Source organism: Pseudomonas sp. W15Feb34 (assembly GCF_023127765.1).
Classification (GTDB): domain Bacteria; phylum Pseudomonadota; class Gammaproteobacteria; order Pseudomonadales; family Pseudomonadaceae; genus Aquipseudomonas; species Aquipseudomonas synxantha_A.
Genome location: NZ_SPKN01000042.1, coordinates 33,750 through 52,035, shown reverse-complemented (window position 1 = coordinate 52,035; position 18,286 = coordinate 33,750). Strand labels below are relative to the sequence as shown.

Genomic DNA, 18,286 nt, shown 5'->3' with positions numbered 1-18,286 from the left:
GATGATTCGTTTTCTGGCGATGGGAATGCTGTCGTTGTGCGCCGTGGCCCCCGCGTTTGCTGGTTCGGCCGCTTTGCATTCAGGCAAGTACGAAGGGTTGATGCTGGCGGTGACGCCCGGTAACCAGGTTGAAGGCTTTTATTCCGAAGCGATGGGCGAGGGCGTTAGCCGCCGTTGCACCTTCTACCTGCAAGGCAAGCCAGAGACGCTTACCACCTGGCTGGATGCTGCCTACCCTGGGAGTGTGGCAGTGGCGTCCGACGGTGTGGTCCTGACAGTGGAGCAGGGCCGGCAACACCCCGGCTGCATCAACGTGTTGATGCCGGAAATCGCCACGGGCCTGGACCTGACCCAGACTGCCAGCAAAAAGTGGATCGGGCTGGTGACGGTGTCTGCCGACAAGGCTTACCTGCTGAAAACTCCGGGGGCCAAGGCGGTCAAGCGTCCCTATATCGTCAAGGGTGATGTAGTGGGTGTGCTGGCGTTCAAGGACGGCTGGGCGCAGGTGGAGTTTATCAATGCGCACGACCGTTCCTTCACGGGCTGGATCAGCCAGGGCCAGTACACACGGTTGGCTGCACCGAAGCTCTGAGAAGCTCTGAAATGTGGGAGGGGGCTTGCTCCCGATGAGGAAGGGTCAGCTAGCACCTATATTGATTGACCCGCCGCTATCGGGAGCAAGCCCCCTCCCACATTTTGGCGGTGTTAGCCGAAGGTTTCGCGCAGTAGCCCGGAGAATGCATCCCGTGCAAGATGCCGATGGGTATCTTTGTGCCAGAACAGCAAGTTGTCTACCGCTGCCAGTTCGTCGAACCGATACGATGCCAGCTGATTGGCCTGCTCATAACGCGCCAGGACGCCCTCCGGCACCAACGCCACGCCAATCCCCGCGCTGACGCAGCCGATGATCGTGCCCCAACTGGTATAGCTGGCAATCGCCGGCTTGAAGTCCTGGGGCTTGAGCCAGTTTTCCAGTGTTGCGCGGTAGGGGCAGCCGGGCGGCCACACCAATAATGTGCGGCCAGCCAGGTCTTCGGGGCTGTGGATGGGCGCGCTGGACGCGCTGGCGATCAGTACCAGGCGTTCGCTGTAGACCACGCTGTGCTCCAGCTTCGTGTGTTTGCCACTGGCGGCCACGAGGGCCACATCCAGACGATGGTGTTGCAGGTCGTCCAGCAGTTGCGCCCAGGCGCCGGTCACCAACTCCAGGCTGACCTCGGGATAACGCCGGTGATACTCCGCCAACAGCGGCGGCAGGCGGCCGCTGGCGCTGGATTCCACCGCGCCGATGCGCAAGGTGCCACGGGGAATCGCGCTGGCATCCACCGCACGTTTGGACTCATCCACCAGCGCCAGGATGCGTTCGCAGTAATCCAGGAAGATCTCACCCGCAGCACTGATCGCCAACCCGCGGCCGGCGCGGATAAACAACGGTGTGCCCAACTCACTTTCCAGCTGCTTGATGCGGGTGGTGATGTTGGACGGCACACAGTGCAGTTGCAGGGCGGCCTGGGCCACGCTGCCGGTTTGCGCCACGGCTCGCACCATTTTCAGTTGGGCCAGTTCCATTGCTCAGTTCCAGTGATTTCAGAAGTCAGAAACGCTTAATTGTCCTACGCCTGGCCCGGGCCAAGACTGACGGCACTCCTTCTTTTATGGATGCCATCGATGAGTACCCCGTCACCGCTCAAGCTTACGCTAGTCATTGCCAGCGTCATCCTCTGTTGGGCTTATTCACCCATAGGCGTGCATATGGGGCTGCACAGCTACAGCCCTGGCCAATTGGCGTTGCTGCGTTTCTTGATTGCGTCGCTATTCATGGCGGCTGTGGCCTGGGTAGTCGGCATTGGCCGGCCCCAGGTGCGCGACCTGCCGTGGCTGCTGGTGCTGGGTTTCTTCGGGGTGTTCCTGCACCACACCAGCCTCAATCACGGGCAGCAATGGGTGACAGCGGCGGCGTCGAGTGTGTTGGCACAGTCGGCGCCGCTGTTCAGTGTGTTGATCGCTTTTTTCTGTTTGCAGGAGCGCGTCAGCATCTGGCGTTGGAGCTGTGTACTGTTGGGGTTGGCCGGCGTGCTGGTGGTGATCTGGGGCGATCATGGTGTAGGCGATATCGACCCGCGCGGCTTGTTGATCCTGCTGGCGGCCTGCTCATGGAGCGTGTACTTCGCCATCCAGAGGCATTTCGCCCATCGCTACAGTCCATTGACGATGGCGTGCTACATGGTCTGGTCCGGCACCTTGATGCTGTGCGTGAACCTGCCGGGCCTGCCTGCCGCTATCGTGCAGGCGCCGTTGCGGGAGAACCTCGCGGTGCTGGTGTTGGGTATTTTTCCCAGTGCGTTGGCCTATCTGGCCTGGGGTTATGTGCTCAAGCACGTCGAAGTCAGCCGCGCTTCGGTGGCGATGTACCTGATTCCGCCGGTTGCCATGGTGATGGCCGCCACGCTGCTCGGTGAACAGGTGACCCTGCAGGTGATGCTGGGTGCGGTGATCGTGCTGACCAGCGTCGCCGCTATCAGCCTGGAGGGACGCTGGCGCTCAATCGTGCGGCCGGCACACCCGCAGACGCCATCTGGACGGGCAATCAAGCCAGCTTCGTCAGATTAGACGAGCGTGCCGGATGCAATTTCCCCCCTGCTCCGCTAGCATTACCGGCTTCCGCTTCCCAGTTGCGACGGTTTTCGATGAGTTATCAGGTTCTTGCACGTAAATGGCGCCCGCGCTCGTTCCGCGAAATGGTCGGCCAGACCCATGTGCTCAAGGCTCTGATCAATGCCTTGGACAGCCAGCGGCTGCACCACGCCTATCTGTTCACCGGTACTCGCGGGGTGGGCAAGACCACCATTGCGCGCATCATCGCCAAGTGCCTGAACTGTGAGACCGGTATCACGTCAACGCCTTGCGGCACCTGTTCGGTCTGCCGCGAGATCGACGAAGGGCGTTTCGTCGACCTGATCGAGATCGACGCCGCAAGCCGCACCAAGGTCGAAGATACCCGCGAGCTGCTCGACAACGTGCAGTACGCGCCGAGCCGTGGGCGCTTCAAGGTCTACCTGATCGACGAAGTGCACATGCTGTCCAGCCACTCCTTCAATGCGCTGTTGAAAACCCTGGAAGAGCCGCCGCCCTACGTTAAGTTCATCCTGGCCACCACCGATCCGCAGAAACTTCCTGCAACCATTTTGTCGCGGTGCCTGCAGTTCTCGCTGAAGAACATGACGCCCGAGCGCGTGGTCGAGCATTTGACCCATGTGCTGGGTGTCGAGAACGTACCGTTCGAAGACGACGCCCTGTGGTTGCTGGGCCGCGCCGCCGACGGTTCGATGCGCGACGCCATGAGCCTCACCGACCAGGCCATCGCTTTTGGCGAAGGCAAGGTGATGGCTGCCGATGTGCGCGCCATGCTCGGTACCCTGGACCACGGCCAGGTCTTCGACGTGCTGCACGCGCTGATCGAGGGCGACGCCAAGGCATTGCTTGAGGCCGTGCGCCACCTGTCGGAGCAAGGCCCGGACTGGAACGGTGTGCTCTCCGAAATCCTCAACGTATTGCATCGCGTCGCCATCGCCCAGGCCCTGCCGGAAGGCGTGGACAACGGCCATGGCGACCGAGATCGCGTATTGGCCCTGGCCCAGGCGTTGCCGGCCGAAGACGTACAGTTCTACTACCAGATGGGCCTCATCGGTCGCCGCGACCTGCCCCTGGCGCCGGACCCGCGAGGTGGCTTTGAAATGGTGTTGCTGCGGATGCTGGCGTTCCGGCCGGCGGATTCGGCAGACGCGCCGAGACAGCCGCTAAAGCCAGTGGGGATCAGCCAGGCCACAGTTGATTCCGCCAAACCAGTGGCTGGCGCGGCCGTTGTCGCGCCAGTAGTGGCTGCGCCTGCGCCGGTGGCGCCGGCACCTGAGCCCGAACCTGCGCCGGTTGCAGTGGCACCTGTGGTTGAGCCCGAGCCGGTTATCGAGCCCGCCCCCGTGGTCGACCTGCCCTGGAACGATCCGGTCGAAGCAGAGGCTGAGCCCGAGGCTGAGCAACAGCCCGCCGTAGAACCCGTACTGGAAACTGCCGGCGAGCAGCCGGAGCTGACGCCGATGCCTGCGCCGACCCCGGACAGCGTGGTGCCGGATGCCCCTGAGTGGGTATCGGCGCCGGTTCCCGAGCCGACGGTAGCCCAGGTCGAGGCCGCGACCCCCGGCATCGACCTGGACGACGAACCGCCGCTGGACGAAGACTACATCGAGCCGGACATGGATTCGGCCTACAGCTACCTGGACGAATTGGCCAGCGAGCACACCGCCGAGCCAGCGCCCGAGCCCGAGGCAGAACCGGCTGCGGCCCCGGCCACCGGCCTGGCCCTGCAATGGCTGGAATTGTTTCCGAAATTGCCGATCTCCGGCATGACCGGGAGTATCGCCGCCAACTGCACACTGATCTCCATCGAGGGCGACCATTGGCTGCTGCACCTGGATCCGGCCCACAGCGCCTTGTTCAATGCGACCCAGCAGCGTCGGCTCAACGATGCGCTCAACCAATACCATGGGCGCACGCTGACCATCGCCATCGAACTGATCAAGCCCGAGCAGGAAACCCCGGCCCAGGCCGCGACCCGTCGGCGTCTGAACCGCCAGCGCGAGGCTGAGGATTCGATCCACGCTGATCCGCTTATCCAACAAATGATGCAACAGTTCGGTGCGGTCGTCCGCCACGATACTATTGAACCTGTCGAAGCCCCGGTGCCCCAAGCGTCATGACACCGGGCTATTTATTGATCCACGTACTTTTGAGGTGATTCCCATGATGAAAGGTGGCATGGCCGGCCTGATGAAGCAGGCACAGCAGATGCAGGAAAAAATGGCCAAGATGCAGGAAGAACTGGCCAACGCCGAAGTCACCGGTAAAGCCGGTGGCGATATGGTCAGCGTGGTGATGACCGGTCGTCACGACATCAAGCGTGTCAGCATCGACCCTAGCGTGTTGCCTGGCGTGGGCGAAGATGACCTGGAAATGCTCGAAGCGTTGTTCGCCGCAGCCGTCAACGATGCTGTGCGCAAGATCGAAGCCAATAGCCAGGACAAAATGTCCGGCGTGACGGCTGGCATGCAGCTGCCACCGGGCATGAAACTGCCGTTCTGATACAAACGTTGGCTAGACTCAAATGCCGGGCATTGCGCCTGGCATTTTTTTTGCGCGCACGAAACATCGAACCCCGGCCCGTTGCCTATGGTCTGCACCCTATACCGCTGAATTCTCATCGATAAAAGGAGCCCCGCTGATGCCTCAAGAAATGACGCTCAACCAACGCATCGTTCTGGTCTCACGCCCTCAAGGCGCACCCACGCCGGAAAACTTCCGCCTGGAACGTGTAAGCCTGCCGGATCTGGCAGACGGTCAGGTGCTGCTCAAGACGCTGTACCTGTCTTTGGACCCCTACATGCGTGGACGCATGAGTGACGCGCCGTCCTACGCCGCGCCCGTGGAAATCGGCGAAGTGATGACCGGCGGTGCTGTCAGCCGTGTCGAGCAATCACGCAACCCGAAATTCGAGGTAGGTGATCTGGTGGTCGGTGCCACCGGCTGGCAGAGCCACAGTATCTGCGACGGCAAGAACCTGATGCCATTGCCCAAGGGGCTTGCGAGCCCGTCGATGGCTCTGGGCGTGTTGGGTATGCCAGGCATGACCGCTTACATGGGCCTGATGGATATCGGCCAGCCGAAGGCCGGGGAAACCCTGGTGGTGGCGGCTGCGTCCGGCGCGGTGGGCTCGGTGGTGGGGCAGGTTGCCAAGCTCAAGGGCTTGCGCGTGGTGGGGGTTGCTGGCGGTGCCGACAAGTGCCGCTATGTGGTGGATGAGTTGGGCTTTGACGCCTGTATCGACCACAAGAGCGCAGACTTCGCCCATGAGCTGGCCCTGGCCTGTTTCAAAGGCGTGGACATTTATTTCGAAAACGTCGGCGGTAAGGTCTTCGATGCGGTGCTGCCGCTGCTCAATGCCAAGGCGCGCGTGCCGCTGTGCGGGTTGATCGCCGGCTATAACGCCCATGAAACCCCCAGCGGCCCTGATCGCCTGCCGGCACTGCAACGCACCTTGCTGACCAAGCGTGTGCGTATCCAGGGCTTTATCGTGTTCGACGACTATGGCGACCGCCAGCCGGAATTCCTCAGCGCCATGGCGCCGTGGGTGCGCGATGGCAAGATCAAGTTCCGCGAGGATGTGGTCGATGGCCTGGAGCAAGCGCCTGAAGCCTTTATCGGCTTGCTGGAGGGACGCAACTTCGGCAAGTTGGTGGTGCGCGTCGCGCAAGATTGAGTATTTGACGCTAATCCGGGGCGCGGGTATAAACCGCGTCTCGTTGTTTTGTCGGACCCTTCGCCCATGAGCTTCAGCCCCCTGATTCGCCAACTGATCGACGCCCTGCGCACCTTGCCAGGTGTTGGCCAGAAAACTGCCCAGCGCATGGCGCTGCAACTGCTGGAGCGTGATCGCAGTGGCGGCACCCGCCTGGCCCAGGCTCTGAGCCAGGCCATGGAAGGCGTGGGCCACTGCCGTCAGTGCCGCACCCTCACCGAAGAAGAACTTTGCCCGCAATGCGCCGACCCCCGTCGCGACGACACGTTGCTCTGCGTGGTGGAGGGGCCGATGGATGTGTATGCAGTGGAGCAGACCGGCTATCGCGGCCGCTACTTTGTGCTCAAGGGCCACCTGTCGCCGCTCGACGGTTTGGGGCCGGAAGCCATCGGTATCCCGCAACTGGTCGCGCGCATTGAAGAGCAGGGCACCTTTAGCGAAGTGATCCTGGCGACCAACCCAACGGTGGAAGGTGAAGCCACGGCGCATTACATCGCCCAACTGCTGACCAACAAGGGCTTGATCACTTCTCGGATTGCCCATGGCGTGCCGTTGGGGGGCGAGTTGGAGTTGGTGGATGGCGGTACCTTGGCGCACTCTTTCGCCGGTCGCAAACCGATCGCGCTCTAACATCCGCAGCAGGATCAAATGTGGGAGGGGGCTTGCTCCCGATTGCTGTGTGTCAGTCGACAGAGTTATTGGCTGATCCACCGCTATCGGGAGCAAGCCCCCTCCCACAGTAGTTTTATGGTGTCAGTGATAACTGTGTATGGCTTGAAAACCAAGCAAGCGCTTGGTAAGTTCGTTCCATCTCGCCATGGAGCTTGCCGATGTCTGCCTATCAGGAATACTTCGACCCCAGCCACCAATTGGTCCGCGACAGCGTGCGCCGGTTTGTCGAGCGCGAGATGTTGCCGGGCATCGAGCACTGGGAGGAGGCTGAGAGCTTTCCTCGTGAGCTTTACCTCAAAGCCGGAGCGGCGGGCATTCTTGGGATCGGCTACCCCGAGGCATTGGGTGGAAGCCACGAAGGCGATCTGTTCGCCAAGGTCGCCGCCAGCGAAGAACTGATGCGTTGCGGTTCCGGTGGTGTGGTGGCCGGGCTCGGCTCCCTGGATATCGGCCTGCCGCCCATCGTCAAATGGGCCCGGCCTGACGTGCGGGAGCGTATAGCGCCCCTGGTGCTGGCCGGCGAGAAAATCATCGCCCTGGCGGTTACCGAACCGAGTGGCGGCTCTGATGTCGCCAACCTGCACACCCGCGCCGTGCGTGACGGTGAGCACTACCGTGTGAGCGGTGCCAAGACCTTTATCACCAGCGGCATTCGGGCGGATTTCTATACTGTGGCGGTGCGCACCGGCGGGCCGGGCTTCGGCGGTATCAGCCTGTTGCTGATTGAAAAAGACACCCCCGGTTTCACCGTTGGCCAGCCGCTGAAGAAGATGGGCTGGTGGGCGTCGGACACGGCCCAGTTATTTTTCGACGACTGCCACGTGCCCGTCGGCAACCTCATCGGCGCTGAAAACATGGGGTTTGCCTGCATCATGGGCAACTTCCAGAGCGAGCGCCTGGCGCTGGCGCTGATGGCCAACATGACCGCGCAACTGGCCCTGGAAGAAAGCCTCAAGTGGGCCGCCCAGCGCGAAGCGTTCGGTAAACCCATCGGCAAGTTCCAGGTGCTCAAGCACCGCCTGGCGGAAATGGCCACTGCCGTGGAAGTGTCCCGCGAGTTCACTTACCGTCAGGCGGCGAAGATGGCCGCTGGCAAGAGCGTGATCAAGGAGATTTCCATGGCCAAGAACCTGGCCACGGATACAGCTGACCGGGTGACCTATGACGCGGTGCAGATGTTGGGCGGGCAGGGGTACATGCGGGGTAGCCTGGTGGAGCGGCTGTATCGCGATAACCGGATTTTGTCGATTGGTGGCGGGACGCGCGAAGTGATGAATGAAATCATCAGTAAGCAGATGGGGTTGTAAACCGGGCTGTTCTTTCGGGCCTCATCGCGGGCAAGCCCGGCTCCCACAGGGGAATGCATTCCAAGGTGGGAGCCGGGCTTGCCCGCGATGACGGCAGTACTGACGACCCTTACTTCTCAGTCAGCCCAAACTGCGTCAGGCAAAACGTGGGAATCCCCATGTCTTCCAACCGCTGCGAACCACCCAATTCCGGTAAATCAATAATCGCCGCCGCTTCAAAGATCTGCGCGCCCATGCGCCGTACCAGGTTGGCCGCAGCAATCAGGGTGCCACCCGTGGCGATCAGGTCATCGAATATCAGCACCGAATCACCTTCGCACAGGCTGTCGGCGTGTACTTCCAGGAAGGCTTCGCCGTACTCGGTCTGGTAACCCTCGGCCAGCACATCCGCCGGCAGCTTGCCTTGCTTGCGAAACAGGATCAGCGGCTTGTTGAGCTGGTAGGCGATGATCGAACCGATCAGGAAACCGCGGGCATCCATCGCACCGATATGCGTGAAATCGGCTTCGACATAGCGCTGGGCAAAGCTGTCGGCTACCAGGCGCAGGGCGCGGGGTGATTGGAACAGCGGGGTGATGTCACGAAAGATAACCCCAGGCTTGGGGAAGTCGATGACAGGGCGAATCAGGGATTTGATGTCGAACGAATCGAAGGTCATCGTCGCAGAGTCCTGGGCGGAAAACGGACTCGAAGTATACCTGCGGCCTTGCCGATTGGCGCGGCCGCAGTGTCTGGATCAGACCTCCAGTGAGCCCCCGGCCAATGCGCAAAGCTGGATCGGGTCGAGGATATGCACTTCCTTGCCCTCGGCAGCAATCAGCTGGTTCTGCTGGAAACGGGTAAACACGCGGGACACGGTCTCAACTGCCAGGCCCAGGTAATTGCCGATTTCATTACGCGACATGCTCAGGCGGAACTGGTTGGCCGAGAAACCACGGGCACGGAAGCGCGCCGACAGGTTGACCAGGAATGTCGCGATGCGCTCGTCGGCGGTTTTCTTCGACAGCAGCAGCATCATTTGCTGGTCGTCACGAATCTCGCGGCTCATCACGCGCATCAATTGGCGGCGCAGTTGTGGCAATTGCAGGGCCAATTCGTCCAGGCGCTCGAAAGGAATTTCGCACACCGACGTCGTCTCCAGGGCCTGGGCCGACACCGGGTGAATCTCGGTGTCCATTCCCGACAGCCCGACCAACTCGCTGGGCAGGTGGAAGCCGGTGATTTGTTCTTCGCCGCCGTCGCTGAGGCTGAACGTCTTCAATGCGCCCGAACGTACTGCATAGACGGAATCAAACTTGTCGCCCTGGCGAAACAAAAATTCGCCTTTTTTCAATGGGCGGCCGCGTTTGACGATGTCGTCCAGCGCATCCATGTCTTCCAGATTCAACGAAAGTGGCAGGCAGAGGGGAGCCAGGCTGCAATCCTTGCAATGGGCCTGGCTGTGAGCGCGCAGTTTAACTGGCTCGGACATTTCTTAAATCCTTGTGGGAAAACACACATAAGACGTAAGGGTAACGCACTGGGGGGTATGGAGGCCAGCGTGTACAAAAAACCTGTCGGTATATAAAGATCTGGCTAAAACCGCCGATAGTACTGCTATCGACTACAAATACGGCGACTCAAAACATGTTAGCCCTCAGTACTCAACTCGCTTCGCGTACTCAGATCCAGGCACAGCCCGAAACCAAGAAAGCTGCCGATTCCGATGTTGCCGCGATTCCGACAGCGGATGAAGCCAAGCCTGCCGTTTCGGTGACCATTTCCGGCGCCGCGATGAAAGCTGCCGCGGCGGAAAAAACCTCAAACAGTGACATCGACGAAAGCGGCCTGGCGGACAACGTCAAGAATCTGCTCAAGATGATTCGTGAGATCAAAAAGCAGATTGCCGAGAAACAGGCTGAGATGGCAGCGGTAATGGCCGACAGAAGTCTCAGCCCTGAACAGGCCCGTGCCCGGCTCTCCGGGCTGCAGTCAGCGTTGAGCGCGCTGCAAGCCAGCTTGACCAGCGCCCAGGCATCCCTGACCAAGGCGATGAAAGACATGAGCGCGGGTGATGCGGTCAAGGCCGCGAGCCTGGCCATGAAGTAAGTACGTCTAGATGACCCGCGAAAATCGTTGCCTGTTCTGGTGCTCCAGATAGGCATCGAACACCATGCACACTGAACGCACCAGCAAGCGCCCGGCCGGCAGCACACGAATGCCCTGGGCGTCCAACTCGATCAGGCCATCGGTGGCCATCGTCTCCAATTGCGGCCATAGCTCGGCGAAGTAGCCGCGAAAGTCGATGTTGTACGCCTGTTCGATCGCCTCGAACCCCAGGCTGAAATTGCAGATCAACTGCTGGATCACTTCCCGTCGCAGACGATCGTCGGTGGTGCAGACCAAACCACGGCTGGTTGCCAGTTGTGCGCCCGCCAAGGCGTTCTGGTAGTGGGTGAGGTCGCTGCTGTTCTGGCAATACAAGTCGCCAATCTGGCTGATCGCCGAAACGCCCAACCCAATCAGATCGCAATGCCCGTGGGTGGTATAGCCCTGGAAGTTGCGCTGCAGCTTGCCTTCCTCCTGGGCGATGGCCAGTTCGTCGTCCGGCAGGGCGAAGTGATCCATGCCGATATAGCGGTAACCGGCCTGGGTCAGTTGTTCAATGGTGGTTTGCAGCATCAGCAGTTTTTCGGCCGGCGAGGGCAGCTCGTCGGTGTTGATCCGCCGTTGGGGCATGAAACGTTCCGGCAGATGGGCGTAGTTGAATACGGACAAGCGGTCCGGCTGCAAGCGGATGACTTCTTCCACAGTGCGCGCAAAGTTCAGCGGTGATTGCTTGGGCAAGCCGTAGATCAAATCGATATTGATCGAGCGAAATTGCAGGGTACGTGCCGCATCGATCACTGCGCGGGTCTCTTCCAGGCTTTGCAGGCGATTGACCGCTCGTTGCACCTCGGGGTCAAGGTCTTGCAGGCCGATGCTTACGCGGTTGAAACCCAGCTCGCGCAGCAGGCCCATGGTGGCCCAGTCGGCTTCGCGAGGGTCGATTTCGATGCCATAGTCGCCCGAATCATCATCGAGCAAATTGAAATGCTGGCGCAGGCAATTCATCACCTGGCGCAGTTCGTCGTGGCTGAGAAAAGTCGGTGTGCCGCCGCCAAAGTGCAATTGCTCCACTGGCTGCTTCGGATCGAGGTGGCAGGCCACCAGCTGGATTTCCTGCTGCAGGCGCTGCAAGTAGGCCTGGGCGCGACCACGGTCCTTGGTGACCACCTTGTTGCAGGCGCAGTAGTAGCAAATGTTTGCGCAGAACGGTACGTGCACATACACCGATAACGGCCGTACCGCCTTGCGGCTTTCGCGCAGGGCATGGAGCAGGTCGAAGGTGCCGACCTGGCTGTCGAATTGGACGGCGGTAGGGTAGGACGTGTAGCGCGGCCCCGCCAAGTCGTAGCGGTGAATCAGATCTGTGTCCCAACGAATGGCGTCGAGCATGCGGGCGGTCCCCCGGATTGGCTAGTGGGCCGAGTCTAGGGGCAGGGCTGGCAAGGCATGTTGATTTGCATCAACGGGGAGCGGCGCTATGCCACAGGGGCTTTCAATGACCCATGAGCCAGTGCTGATGCGGGCCCGGCAAGGTCCAGATACCGAAGATGATCACCAACAGGCCGCCGGCCATGCGCACGCTGCGTTTACGCAAGAGCGCGGTGACACGCTCCGCCGCCAGCCCGGTGGCCAGCAGCACCGGCCAGGTGCCGAGGCCGAACGCGAGCATCAGCAACGCGCTGTCCAGCGCATTGCCCTGGCTCGCGGCCCACAGCAGGGTGCTGTAGACCAACCCGCACGGCAACCAGCCCCACAGCGCGCCCAGCAGCAAGGCGCGCGGCAGGCTCGACACCGGCAGCAAACGGTTGGCAACAGGCTGTATATGCCGCCATAGGCCGCGTCCGAGACTTTCGATGCGGGTCAGGCCGCTCCACCAACCGGCCAGGTACAGGCCCATGCAAATCAGCAGTAACCCGGCGAGCACGCGCATGAACATCGCCGCCGGGCTGTTGGCCACCGCCCAGCCGGCCAGGCCAATCAGCAAGCCGGCCGTGGCATAGCTGAGGATGCGCCCCAGGTTGTACGCCAGCAGCAGGCGAAAGCGGCGGCTGCGTTGCTCCTTGGGGATCGCCAGGGTCAGGGCGCCCATCAGTCCGCCACACATGCCCAGGCAATGGCCGCCGCCCAGCAGGCCGAGGATCAGCGCCGAGACCAGCAGGGGCGCCAGCTCAAGCATGGGGTGGATCTTTGGGCGGTTGTTCGGGGCTGTTGGCTTGGTCGATGGCGGCCAGGTGGTTCGGGTCCTGGTCGTCGAACAACACGCTGTGGGCGGGGCCATCGAGATCCTCGTACTGGCCGCTGTCCACGGCCCAGAAGAAGATGTAGATCGCCACACCCACTAACAGCAGCGCCGCCGGTATCATCACGTATAGAGCTGGCATCTGCACTCCATGCCCACGCGGCTCAGGCCGGCAGCGGGCGGGTTATCAAGGTGGTGCCGGTGGCTGGCGCGCTCGGCAGGCGAGTCAGGCGCAAGGCGTTGAGCACCACGGTCAATGAGCTGAGGGACATGCCGATCGCCGCCCAGATTGGGGTGATCCAGCCCAGGGCGGCAAACGGCAGCATAAGGCCATTGTACAGCCCGGCCCACAGCAGGTTCTCAATGATCACTCGACGGGTGCGCCGCGCCAGGCTGAAGGCCTGCACCAATGCCTCCAGGCGGTTGGACAACAGCACCGCGTCGGCGCTGGTTTTCGCCAGATCAGTGGCCGAGCCCATGGCCACGCTGATATCGGCGGCGGCCAGCACTGGCACATCATTGACGCCATCGCCCAGCATCAGCACTTTGCGGCCTTGCCTGTGCAGGTTTTGCAGCACCTGCAACTTGTCATCAGGGCGCAGGCCGCCGTGGGCTTCGTCGATGCCCAGTTCAAGGGCGACACTGGCGACCATCGGTGAGCTGTCGCCCGAGAGCAGCAGCGTACTCCAGCCGCGTGCCTTGCACGCTGCGAGCAGGGCAGGGGCGTCGCTGCGCAGGCGGTCGTCGAGTACGAACCAGGCGAGGGCGCCGCTGTTGTCACCCAACAGCAGCCATTGCCCGGCTTCGTCCGGTGAGGCGGGAATCGCGCAGCCACTGAGTTCGCAGACAAAACCCGGTTGGCCAATACGCAACAGGCGGTCCCCCACCCGACCCTCCAGGCCCAGGCCAGGGGTGCTCAACACTTCATCAGCGGCCAGTGGCGCACGCCCAAAGGCACGAGCAATCGGGTGTTCCGAGCGGTTCTCCAGGGCGGCGGCGAGGCCCAGGCACTGGTCGCTGTCCAGCGCGCCCAGGGGCTGGATGGCGCGCAACGCCAGGCGTCCTTCGGTGAGGGTGCCGGTCTTGTCGAAAATCACCGTGTCGATCTGGTTCAGGCCTTCAAGCACATGGCCGCGGGTCAGTAGCAACCCCAGGGTGTGCAAGGTGCCGGTGGCAGCGGTCAGGGCGGTTGGGGTGGCCAGGGACAGTGCACACGGGCAAGTCGCCACCAGCATCGCCAACACAATCCAGAATGCGCGTGACGGGTCCAGTTCCCACCACAGCAGGCCGATCAGCACGGCGGCGATCAGCGAGCAGAGCAGGAACCACTGCGCGGCACGGTCGGCGATTTGCGCCAGGCGTGGTTTCTCGGCCTGGGCGCGCTCCAGCAGGCGCACAATGGCGGACAGACGCGTGTCGTGGCCCAGGGCGCGCACCTCGACCGTCAGTGCGCCCTCGACATTCAGCGTGCCAGCCGTAACGCTGTCGCCGATCCGCCGCGGCTGTGGCAGGTACTCGCCGGTCAGCAGGGATTCATCGATGCTGGATTGGCCGTCGAGGATCACGCCATCCGCCGGCAGCACCGCGCCGGGATGCACCAGGACACGATCACCCAATGCCAGTTCACTGAGCAGGATGCGTTCGCTCTGACCATCACCTTGGAGGCGCAAGCAGGAGGCGGGCAACAGGTTGACCAATTGAGCGGTGGCCGCTGCGGTGCGCTCCCGGGCGCGGCGCTCAAGGTAACGCCCGGCCAGCAGGAACAGCGCAAACATGCCCACGGCATCGAAATACAATTCGCCCACGCCAGTGATCGCGGTCCAGATGCCCGCCAGGTACGCACCGCCAATTGCCAGGGATACCGATACGTCCATGGTCAGGTGTCGCGTGCGTATGTCACGCAGCGCCCCTTTGAAGAACGGTGCGCAGCTATAGAACACGATGGGGGTGGTGAGAAACATCGCAACCCAGCGCAGGATCACGTGCAACTCCGGGCTCAGGTCGATATTGAATTCCGGCCAGGTCGCCATGGTTGCCATCATCGCCTGGAACCACAGCAAGCCGGCAACCCCCAGTTGACGCAGGGCCAGGCGATTTTCGCTGGCCAATTGTTCGGCGGCGCGGTCGGCCTGGTAGGGGTGGGCGGCGTAGCCGATATGGCGCAGTTCGCTGAGCAGTTGGCTCAACGGCAGTTGCCCATCGGCCCAGCGCACGTGCAAGCGATGGTTGGACAGGTTCAGCCGCGCCTCGGCCACCGCGGGCAGGCTGCGCAGGTGTTTCTCGATCAACCAGCCGCAGGCGGCGCAGCTGATGCCTTCCATCAACAGGGTGGTTTCGGCCAAGTCGCCTTGATGGCGCACAAAGGGTTTTTGCACATCGGCGCGGTCGTACAGCGCCAGCTCATCCACCAGTTGCACCGGGAGCGCCTCAGGGTTGGCCGAGGCTTCGCTGCGGTGCTGGTAATAGCTTTCCAGCCCACCGGCCACAATCGCTTCGGCCACGGCCTGACAGCCGGGGCAGCAGAGTTCGCGGCGTTCGCCGAGGATCCGGGCGGTGAACCGGCTGCCGGATGGGACGGGCAGGGCGCAGTGGTAGCAGGGGATTGGGCTGGTCATGGGCGCTGCTATTTTTTCAGGTCTTCGGCACCCTGCAATGGTTCGTCACCCAACAGCAAGTCTTTGTCGTGGCTGACCTCTTCTTCCTCGAACATCCTCCAGGTGTTGCTGCCTTCCACGCCAAGCAGTTCCACGAAACGCCGGCCTTCGACCTTGTCGGTGACCTGGCCGATGTAGCGGCCCTGCTCGCTATCACTGCGGGCCAGGACGATCTTGCGATCCTTCTCCGGCTGGGTCGGGGAAATCAGGTTCAGTTCCAGGGTTGCAGGGCCGCTGTTACCGGTCAGGTGCAACTCGACTTCGCCGGTCAGTTCATCCAGGTGCAACTTGGCACGCAGTTGCAGCGTCTGGGCCAGGCGTTCACGGTCCAGGGAGCGGTTGATGCCTTTGCCGGCCTCGTAGTAATTGTCGTTGACCAGGTTGTCCGGGTTGTTGACCGCGATGGTCACCATGGACAGGGTCAGCGTCACCGAGCAGGCCAGGATCGCGATGATGATCCAGGGCCAGAGGTGCTTGTACCAAGGGCTTGCAGCAGTGGTTGCGGGCATTCTTGTGTTCCCTGTTTAACGAACTTGTGGGCCGATGAATCGGCTCTTGGCTTCAATATGAACGCTGGTGTCATCGGCATCTTTGAGGATGAAAGTCACCTCGTTGGTGCTCGACGGCAGTTGCTCCGGCGCACTCGACAACTCCACCGGCATACTGACGATATCGCCGGCGGCCACCTTGATTTCGCGTCGCCCCTGCAACTTGAGGTCCGGCAGGCCGGCGGCGTCGAGCACGTAGGTGTGGTCGTGCTGGTCCTTGTTCATGATCTTCAGGCTGTAGACGTTTTCGATGCGCCCTTCGGCGTTTTCCCGGTACAGCACGCGGTCCTTGCTGACATCGAAACCCACCAGCGAGCGCATGAAGAATGCGCCGACCAGCAAGCCGATCATGGTCAGCAGCACCAGCGCATAGCCGATCAGCCGTGGGCGTAACTTATGGGTCTTCTGACCGGACAGATTGTGCTCGGTGGTATAGCTGATCAGGCCGCGTGGGTAGTCCATCTTGTCCATGATGTTATCGCAGGCATCGATACAGGCGGCGCAGCCGATGCACTCGATTTGCAGGCCGTCGCGGATATCGATGCCGGTCGGGCACACCTGCACGCACATGGTGCAATCGATGCAGTCTCCCAGGCCCTGGGCCTTGTAGTCGACGCCCTTTTTACGCGGGCCGCGCACTTCGCCACGGCGCGGGTCATATGAAACGATCAGGGTGTCTTTGTCGAACATTACGCTCTGGAAGCGCGCGTAAGGGCACATGTAGATACACACCTGCTCGCGCAGCCAGCCGGCGTTGCCGTAGGTGGCGAGGGTGAAGAAGCCGACCCAGAAATACGACCAGCCGTCGGCCTGGCCGGTGAAGAAATCGAACACCAGCTCGCGGATCGGCGAAAAGTAGCCGACGAAGGTCATGCCGGTGGCGAAACCGATCAACAGCCACAGCGTGTGTTTGCTGAACTTGCGCAGGAACTTGTTGGCGCCCATGGGCGCCTTGTCCAGCTTGATGCGCTGGTTGCGGTCGCCTTCGGTGACCTTTTCGCACCACATGAAGATCCACGTCCACACGCTTTGCGGGCAGGTATAGCCGCACCACACCCGTCCGGCGTACACGGTGATAAAGAACAGGCCAAAGGCCGCAACAATGAGAATGCCCGAGAGCAGGATGAAATCCTGGGGCCAAAAGGTGGCGCCAAAAATGAAGAACTTACGCTCCGGCAGGTTCCACCACACCGCCTGGTGGCCGCCCCAGTTCAGCCACACGGTGCCGAAGTAAAGCAGGAACAGGCCGGCGCCACCGAGCATGCGCAAATTGCGGAACAGGCCGGTGAAGGCACGGGTATAGATTTTCTCTCGCGAGGCGTAGAGGTCGACGCTATTGCTCGCGTTTTTGGCAGGCGGGGTAACGTCATGTACCGGTATCTGGTTGCTCATCATTGCATCCCACGGCGGTGGAGATTTGCCTCGGCCAGTACGTGCCAGCCAGGGTCAAATGGGGGGTGTTGCAGTGGCCTAATGATACGCCCCCGATGTTGTGCAAAGGGTGCGACCTTTGGTCGCGTTGGGAGAAATCAAATGATGGTGTACGTGACCTGGATCAATTGACTTGTGAAGTATGGACGGTTTTTGCTCGCAAGACGGTCATTCGTCCCATGGATTGATCAGCGCAACGCCGCTGGACTTGAAGTCGCTGACGTTGCGTGTGACCACGGTAAGCCCATGAACCAGAGCGGTTGCGGCAATCAACGAGTCACTTTCGTTGGCGCGGTCTGGAACATGCAAGTGCGCGCAACGCAACGCGACGGCCGCATCGACGGGCAGGATTCTGGCATCAAAGGCGGGCATTACGTGGCGTTTGAGCCAGGCCCTCAATACCTTCCCCTGAGCCGGGTCTCGCCGTTCGATGCGCAGAACGCCGGTTTCCAGTTCCTTTAGCGTGATCGCCGAAATAAACATACGCGGCGCAATCACGCTTTTCGCCCAGGCAACGACATTTGCATCAGCCTGAGGTTTACGCAGTTCAGAAATTACATTGGTGTCGAGTAGATACATCAAGAAAGGTCCACGGGTCGATGAATGATCACGGCACGTTCGGTTTCGAAGTCGATATCGGCCGCTTCCGGCATCACCAGCAGGTCAACGATGTCGGCATTCAGACCTGTGAGTTTCTGGTAGTCCTCAATGCTTAGCAGTACATGGGCAGGCTTGCCGCGATCGGTGATGAAAACCGGGCCGTTGCGCGTGGCTTTTTTGGCGCCACTTGTGTCTTGGTTGAATTCTCGGCTGGAAATTGTCGTGATGGTCATGGGGTAACCCCCTTCGTTAGGCTTAATGTAGTTACGTTACTACTTAGGCATGGCGCGTGGCAAGTTCGAGGTATGAGCGGTAATGAATGACAGTCTTGAACGGCCAAGGGGAGCCAGAAACAAAAAAGCCCCGCCAGTTTTCGCTGGGCGGGGCTTTTTTATGGG

Annotated in this window: 19 protein-coding genes; 8 read left to right on the top strand and 11 right to left on the bottom strand. The window is 61.4% G+C overall.

Going from position 1 to position 18,286, the window contains the following annotated elements:
* Window position 1 precedes the first annotated feature (1 nt).
* Window positions 2-592, top strand: a complete 591-nt coding sequence (locus tag E4O97_RS19220) for a hypothetical protein (protein WP_078822042.1) — start codon at window positions 2-4, stop codon at window positions 590-592.
* A 113-nt stretch (window positions 593-705) separates the two neighbouring features.
* Here the strand turns inward: E4O97_RS19220 and E4O97_RS19215 are convergent, their stop codons facing one another.
* On the bottom strand, window positions 706-1,569 hold the full coding sequence (locus tag E4O97_RS19215) for a LysR substrate-binding domain-containing protein (RefSeq protein WP_248161971.1): 864 nt from the start codon (window positions 1,567-1,569) through the stop codon (window positions 706-708).
* 99 nt (window positions 1,570-1,668) lie between these two features.
* Between E4O97_RS19215 and E4O97_RS19210 the strand changes: the two genes are divergently transcribed.
* From E4O97_RS19210 to E4O97_RS19185, 6 genes are all read left to right on the top strand, one after another.
* Window positions 1,669-2,610, top strand: a complete 942-nt coding sequence (locus E4O97_RS19210) for a DMT family transporter (protein WP_148852774.1) — start codon at window positions 1,669-1,671, stop codon at window positions 2,608-2,610.
* Window positions 2,611-2,687: 77 nt separating this feature from the next.
* Window positions 2,688-4,754, top strand: coding sequence for a DNA polymerase III subunit gamma/tau (gene dnaX / locus E4O97_RS19205; RefSeq protein ID WP_248161970.1), 2,067 nt, complete (start codon window positions 2,688-2,690; stop codon window positions 4,752-4,754).
* Between the two features lie 43 nt (window positions 4,755-4,797).
* The gene (locus E4O97_RS19200) at window positions 4,798-5,136 is read left to right on the top strand and encodes a YbaB/EbfC family nucleoid-associated protein (RefSeq protein ID WP_003193199.1); all 339 of its coding nucleotides are present in this window, start codon (window positions 4,798-4,800) and stop codon (window positions 5,134-5,136) included.
* Between the two features lie 139 nt (window positions 5,137-5,275).
* On the top strand, window positions 5,276-6,310 hold the full coding sequence (locus tag E4O97_RS19195; RefSeq protein WP_032879952.1) for an NADP-dependent oxidoreductase: 1,035 nt from the start codon (window positions 5,276-5,278) through the stop codon (window positions 6,308-6,310).
* A gap of 66 nt (window positions 6,311-6,376) precedes the next feature.
* On the top strand, window positions 6,377-6,979 hold the full coding sequence (recR, locus tag E4O97_RS19190; RefSeq protein ID WP_005790294.1) for a recombination mediator RecR: 603 nt from the start codon (window positions 6,377-6,379) through the stop codon (window positions 6,977-6,979).
* Window positions 6,980-7,179: 200 nt separating this feature from the next.
* Window positions 7,180-8,328 (top strand): acyl-CoA dehydrogenase family protein, encoded by a 1,149-nt coding sequence (locus E4O97_RS19185; RefSeq protein ID WP_248161968.1) that lies wholly within the window; start codon window positions 7,180-7,182, stop codon window positions 8,326-8,328.
* 109 nt (window positions 8,329-8,437) lie between these two features.
* Here the strand turns inward: E4O97_RS19185 and E4O97_RS19180 are convergent, their stop codons facing one another.
* Together E4O97_RS19180 and fnr are read right to left on the bottom strand one after the other, a co-directional pair.
* Window positions 8,438-8,986, bottom strand: coding sequence for an adenine phosphoribosyltransferase (locus E4O97_RS19180; RefSeq protein ID WP_078822037.1), 549 nt, complete (start codon window positions 8,984-8,986; stop codon window positions 8,438-8,440).
* Window positions 8,987-9,064: 78 nt separating this feature from the next.
* Window positions 9,065-9,799, bottom strand: a complete 735-nt coding sequence (gene fnr / locus E4O97_RS19175; RefSeq protein ID WP_005790290.1) for a fumarate/nitrate reduction transcriptional regulator Fnr — start codon at window positions 9,797-9,799, stop codon at window positions 9,065-9,067.
* 155 nt (window positions 9,800-9,954) lie between these two features.
* Between fnr and E4O97_RS19170 the strand changes: the two genes are divergently transcribed.
* Window positions 9,955-10,416 (top strand): hypothetical protein, encoded by a 462-nt coding sequence (locus E4O97_RS19170; RefSeq protein WP_032879954.1) that lies wholly within the window; start codon window positions 9,955-9,957, stop codon window positions 10,414-10,416.
* Window positions 10,417-10,422: 6 nt separating this feature from the next.
* Here the strand turns inward: E4O97_RS19170 and hemN are convergent, their stop codons facing one another.
* The 8 genes from hemN to E4O97_RS19130 form a co-directional block, all read right to left on the bottom strand.
* Window positions 10,423-11,805: an oxygen-independent coproporphyrinogen III oxidase gene (gene hemN / locus E4O97_RS19165; RefSeq protein ID WP_248161966.1), complete on the bottom strand. Its 1,383-nt coding sequence runs from the start codon at window positions 11,803-11,805 to the stop codon at window positions 10,423-10,425.
* Window positions 11,806-11,908: 103 nt separating this feature from the next.
* A complete protein-coding gene (locus tag E4O97_RS19160; protein WP_032879956.1) occupies window positions 11,909-12,592 on the bottom strand; it encodes a sulfite exporter TauE/SafE family protein in 684 nt (227 codons plus the stop codon).
* On the bottom strand, window positions 12,585-12,797 hold the full coding sequence (ccoS, locus tag E4O97_RS19155) for a cbb3-type cytochrome oxidase assembly protein CcoS (protein WP_032879957.1): 213 nt from the start codon (window positions 12,795-12,797) through the stop codon (window positions 12,585-12,587). The genes E4O97_RS19160 and ccoS overlap by 8 nt, the downstream gene beginning before the upstream one ends.
* A gap of 22 nt (window positions 12,798-12,819) precedes the next feature.
* On the bottom strand, window positions 12,820-15,270 hold the full coding sequence (locus tag E4O97_RS19150; RefSeq protein ID WP_248161964.1) for a heavy metal translocating P-type ATPase: 2,451 nt from the start codon (window positions 15,268-15,270) through the stop codon (window positions 12,820-12,822).
* An 8-nt stretch (window positions 15,271-15,278) separates the two neighbouring features.
* Complete coding sequence (locus tag E4O97_RS19145; protein ID WP_032879960.1) at window positions 15,279-15,818, bottom strand: FixH family protein; 540 nt, start codon at window positions 15,816-15,818, stop codon at window positions 15,279-15,281.
* Window positions 15,819-15,833: 15 nt separating this feature from the next.
* On the bottom strand, window positions 15,834-17,249 hold the full coding sequence (gene ccoG / locus E4O97_RS19140; protein ID WP_032879961.1) for a cytochrome c oxidase accessory protein CcoG: 1,416 nt from the start codon (window positions 17,247-17,249) through the stop codon (window positions 15,834-15,836).
* A gap of 207 nt (window positions 17,250-17,456) precedes the next feature.
* Window positions 17,457-17,867 carry a type II toxin-antitoxin system VapC family toxin gene (locus E4O97_RS19135; RefSeq protein WP_216091938.1) on the bottom strand — a complete coding sequence of 137 codons (411 nt, stop codon included), beginning with the start codon at window positions 17,865-17,867 and terminating at the stop codon, window positions 17,457-17,459.
* A complete protein-coding gene (locus E4O97_RS19130; protein WP_216091937.1) occupies window positions 17,867-18,121 on the bottom strand; it encodes a type II toxin-antitoxin system Phd/YefM family antitoxin in 255 nt (84 codons plus the stop codon). The genes E4O97_RS19135 and E4O97_RS19130 overlap by 1 nt, the downstream gene beginning before the upstream one ends.
* Window positions 18,122-18,286: the final 165 nt, after the last annotated feature.

Excerpts from the sequence above, each read along its gene's own strand:
- hemN (WP_248161966.1), bottom strand. The coding sequence starts at position 11,805 with ATGCTCGACGCCATTCGTTGGGACACAGATCTGATTCACCGCTACGAC.
- E4O97_RS19215 (WP_248161971.1), bottom strand. The coding sequence starts at position 1,569 with ATGGAACTGGCCCAACTGAAAATGGTGCGAGCCGTGGCGCAAACCGGC.
- E4O97_RS19160 (WP_032879956.1), bottom strand. The coding sequence starts at position 12,592 with ATGCTTGAGCTGGCGCCCCTGCTGGTCTCGGCGCTGATCCTCGGCCTG.
- E4O97_RS19150 (WP_248161964.1), bottom strand. The coding sequence starts at position 15,270 with ATGACCAGCCCAATCCCCTGCTACCACTGCGCCCTGCCCGTCCCATCC.
- dnaX (WP_248161970.1), top strand. The coding sequence starts at position 2,688 with ATGAGTTATCAGGTTCTTGCACGTAAATGGCGCCCGCGCTCGTTCCGC.
- E4O97_RS19220 (WP_078822042.1), top strand. The coding sequence starts at position 2 with ATGATTCGTTTTCTGGCGATGGGAATGCTGTCGTTGTGCGCCGTGGCC.
- E4O97_RS19130 (WP_216091937.1), bottom strand. The coding sequence starts at position 18,121 with ATGACCATCACGACAATTTCCAGCCGAGAATTCAACCAAGACACAAGT.
- E4O97_RS19195 (WP_032879952.1), top strand. The coding sequence starts at position 5,276 with ATGCCTCAAGAAATGACGCTCAACCAACGCATCGTTCTGGTCTCACGC.
- ccoG (WP_032879961.1), bottom strand. The coding sequence starts at position 17,249 with ATGAGCAACCAGATACCGGTACATGACGTTACCCCGCCTGCCAAAAAC.
- fnr (WP_005790290.1), bottom strand. The coding sequence starts at position 9,799 with ATGTCCGAGCCAGTTAAACTGCGCGCTCACAGCCAGGCCCATTGCAAG.
- E4O97_RS19210 (WP_148852774.1), top strand. The coding sequence starts at position 1,669 with ATGAGTACCCCGTCACCGCTCAAGCTTACGCTAGTCATTGCCAGCGTC.
- E4O97_RS19185 (WP_248161968.1), top strand. The coding sequence starts at position 7,180 with ATGTCTGCCTATCAGGAATACTTCGACCCCAGCCACCAATTGGTCCGC.
- recR (WP_005790294.1), top strand. The coding sequence starts at position 6,377 with ATGAGCTTCAGCCCCCTGATTCGCCAACTGATCGACGCCCTGCGCACC.
- ccoS (WP_032879957.1), bottom strand. The coding sequence starts at position 12,797 with ATGCCAGCTCTATACGTGATGATACCGGCGGCGCTGCTGTTAGTGGGT.
- E4O97_RS19145 (WP_032879960.1), bottom strand. The coding sequence starts at position 15,818 with ATGCCCGCAACCACTGCTGCAAGCCCTTGGTACAAGCACCTCTGGCCC.
- E4O97_RS19170 (WP_032879954.1), top strand. The coding sequence starts at position 9,955 with ATGTTAGCCCTCAGTACTCAACTCGCTTCGCGTACTCAGATCCAGGCA.
- E4O97_RS19180 (WP_078822037.1), bottom strand. The coding sequence starts at position 8,986 with ATGACCTTCGATTCGTTCGACATCAAATCCCTGATTCGCCCTGTCATC.
- E4O97_RS19200 (WP_003193199.1), top strand. The coding sequence starts at position 4,798 with ATGATGAAAGGTGGCATGGCCGGCCTGATGAAGCAGGCACAGCAGATG.
- E4O97_RS19135 (WP_216091938.1), bottom strand. The coding sequence starts at position 17,867 with ATGTATCTACTCGACACCAATGTAATTTCTGAACTGCGTAAACCTCAG.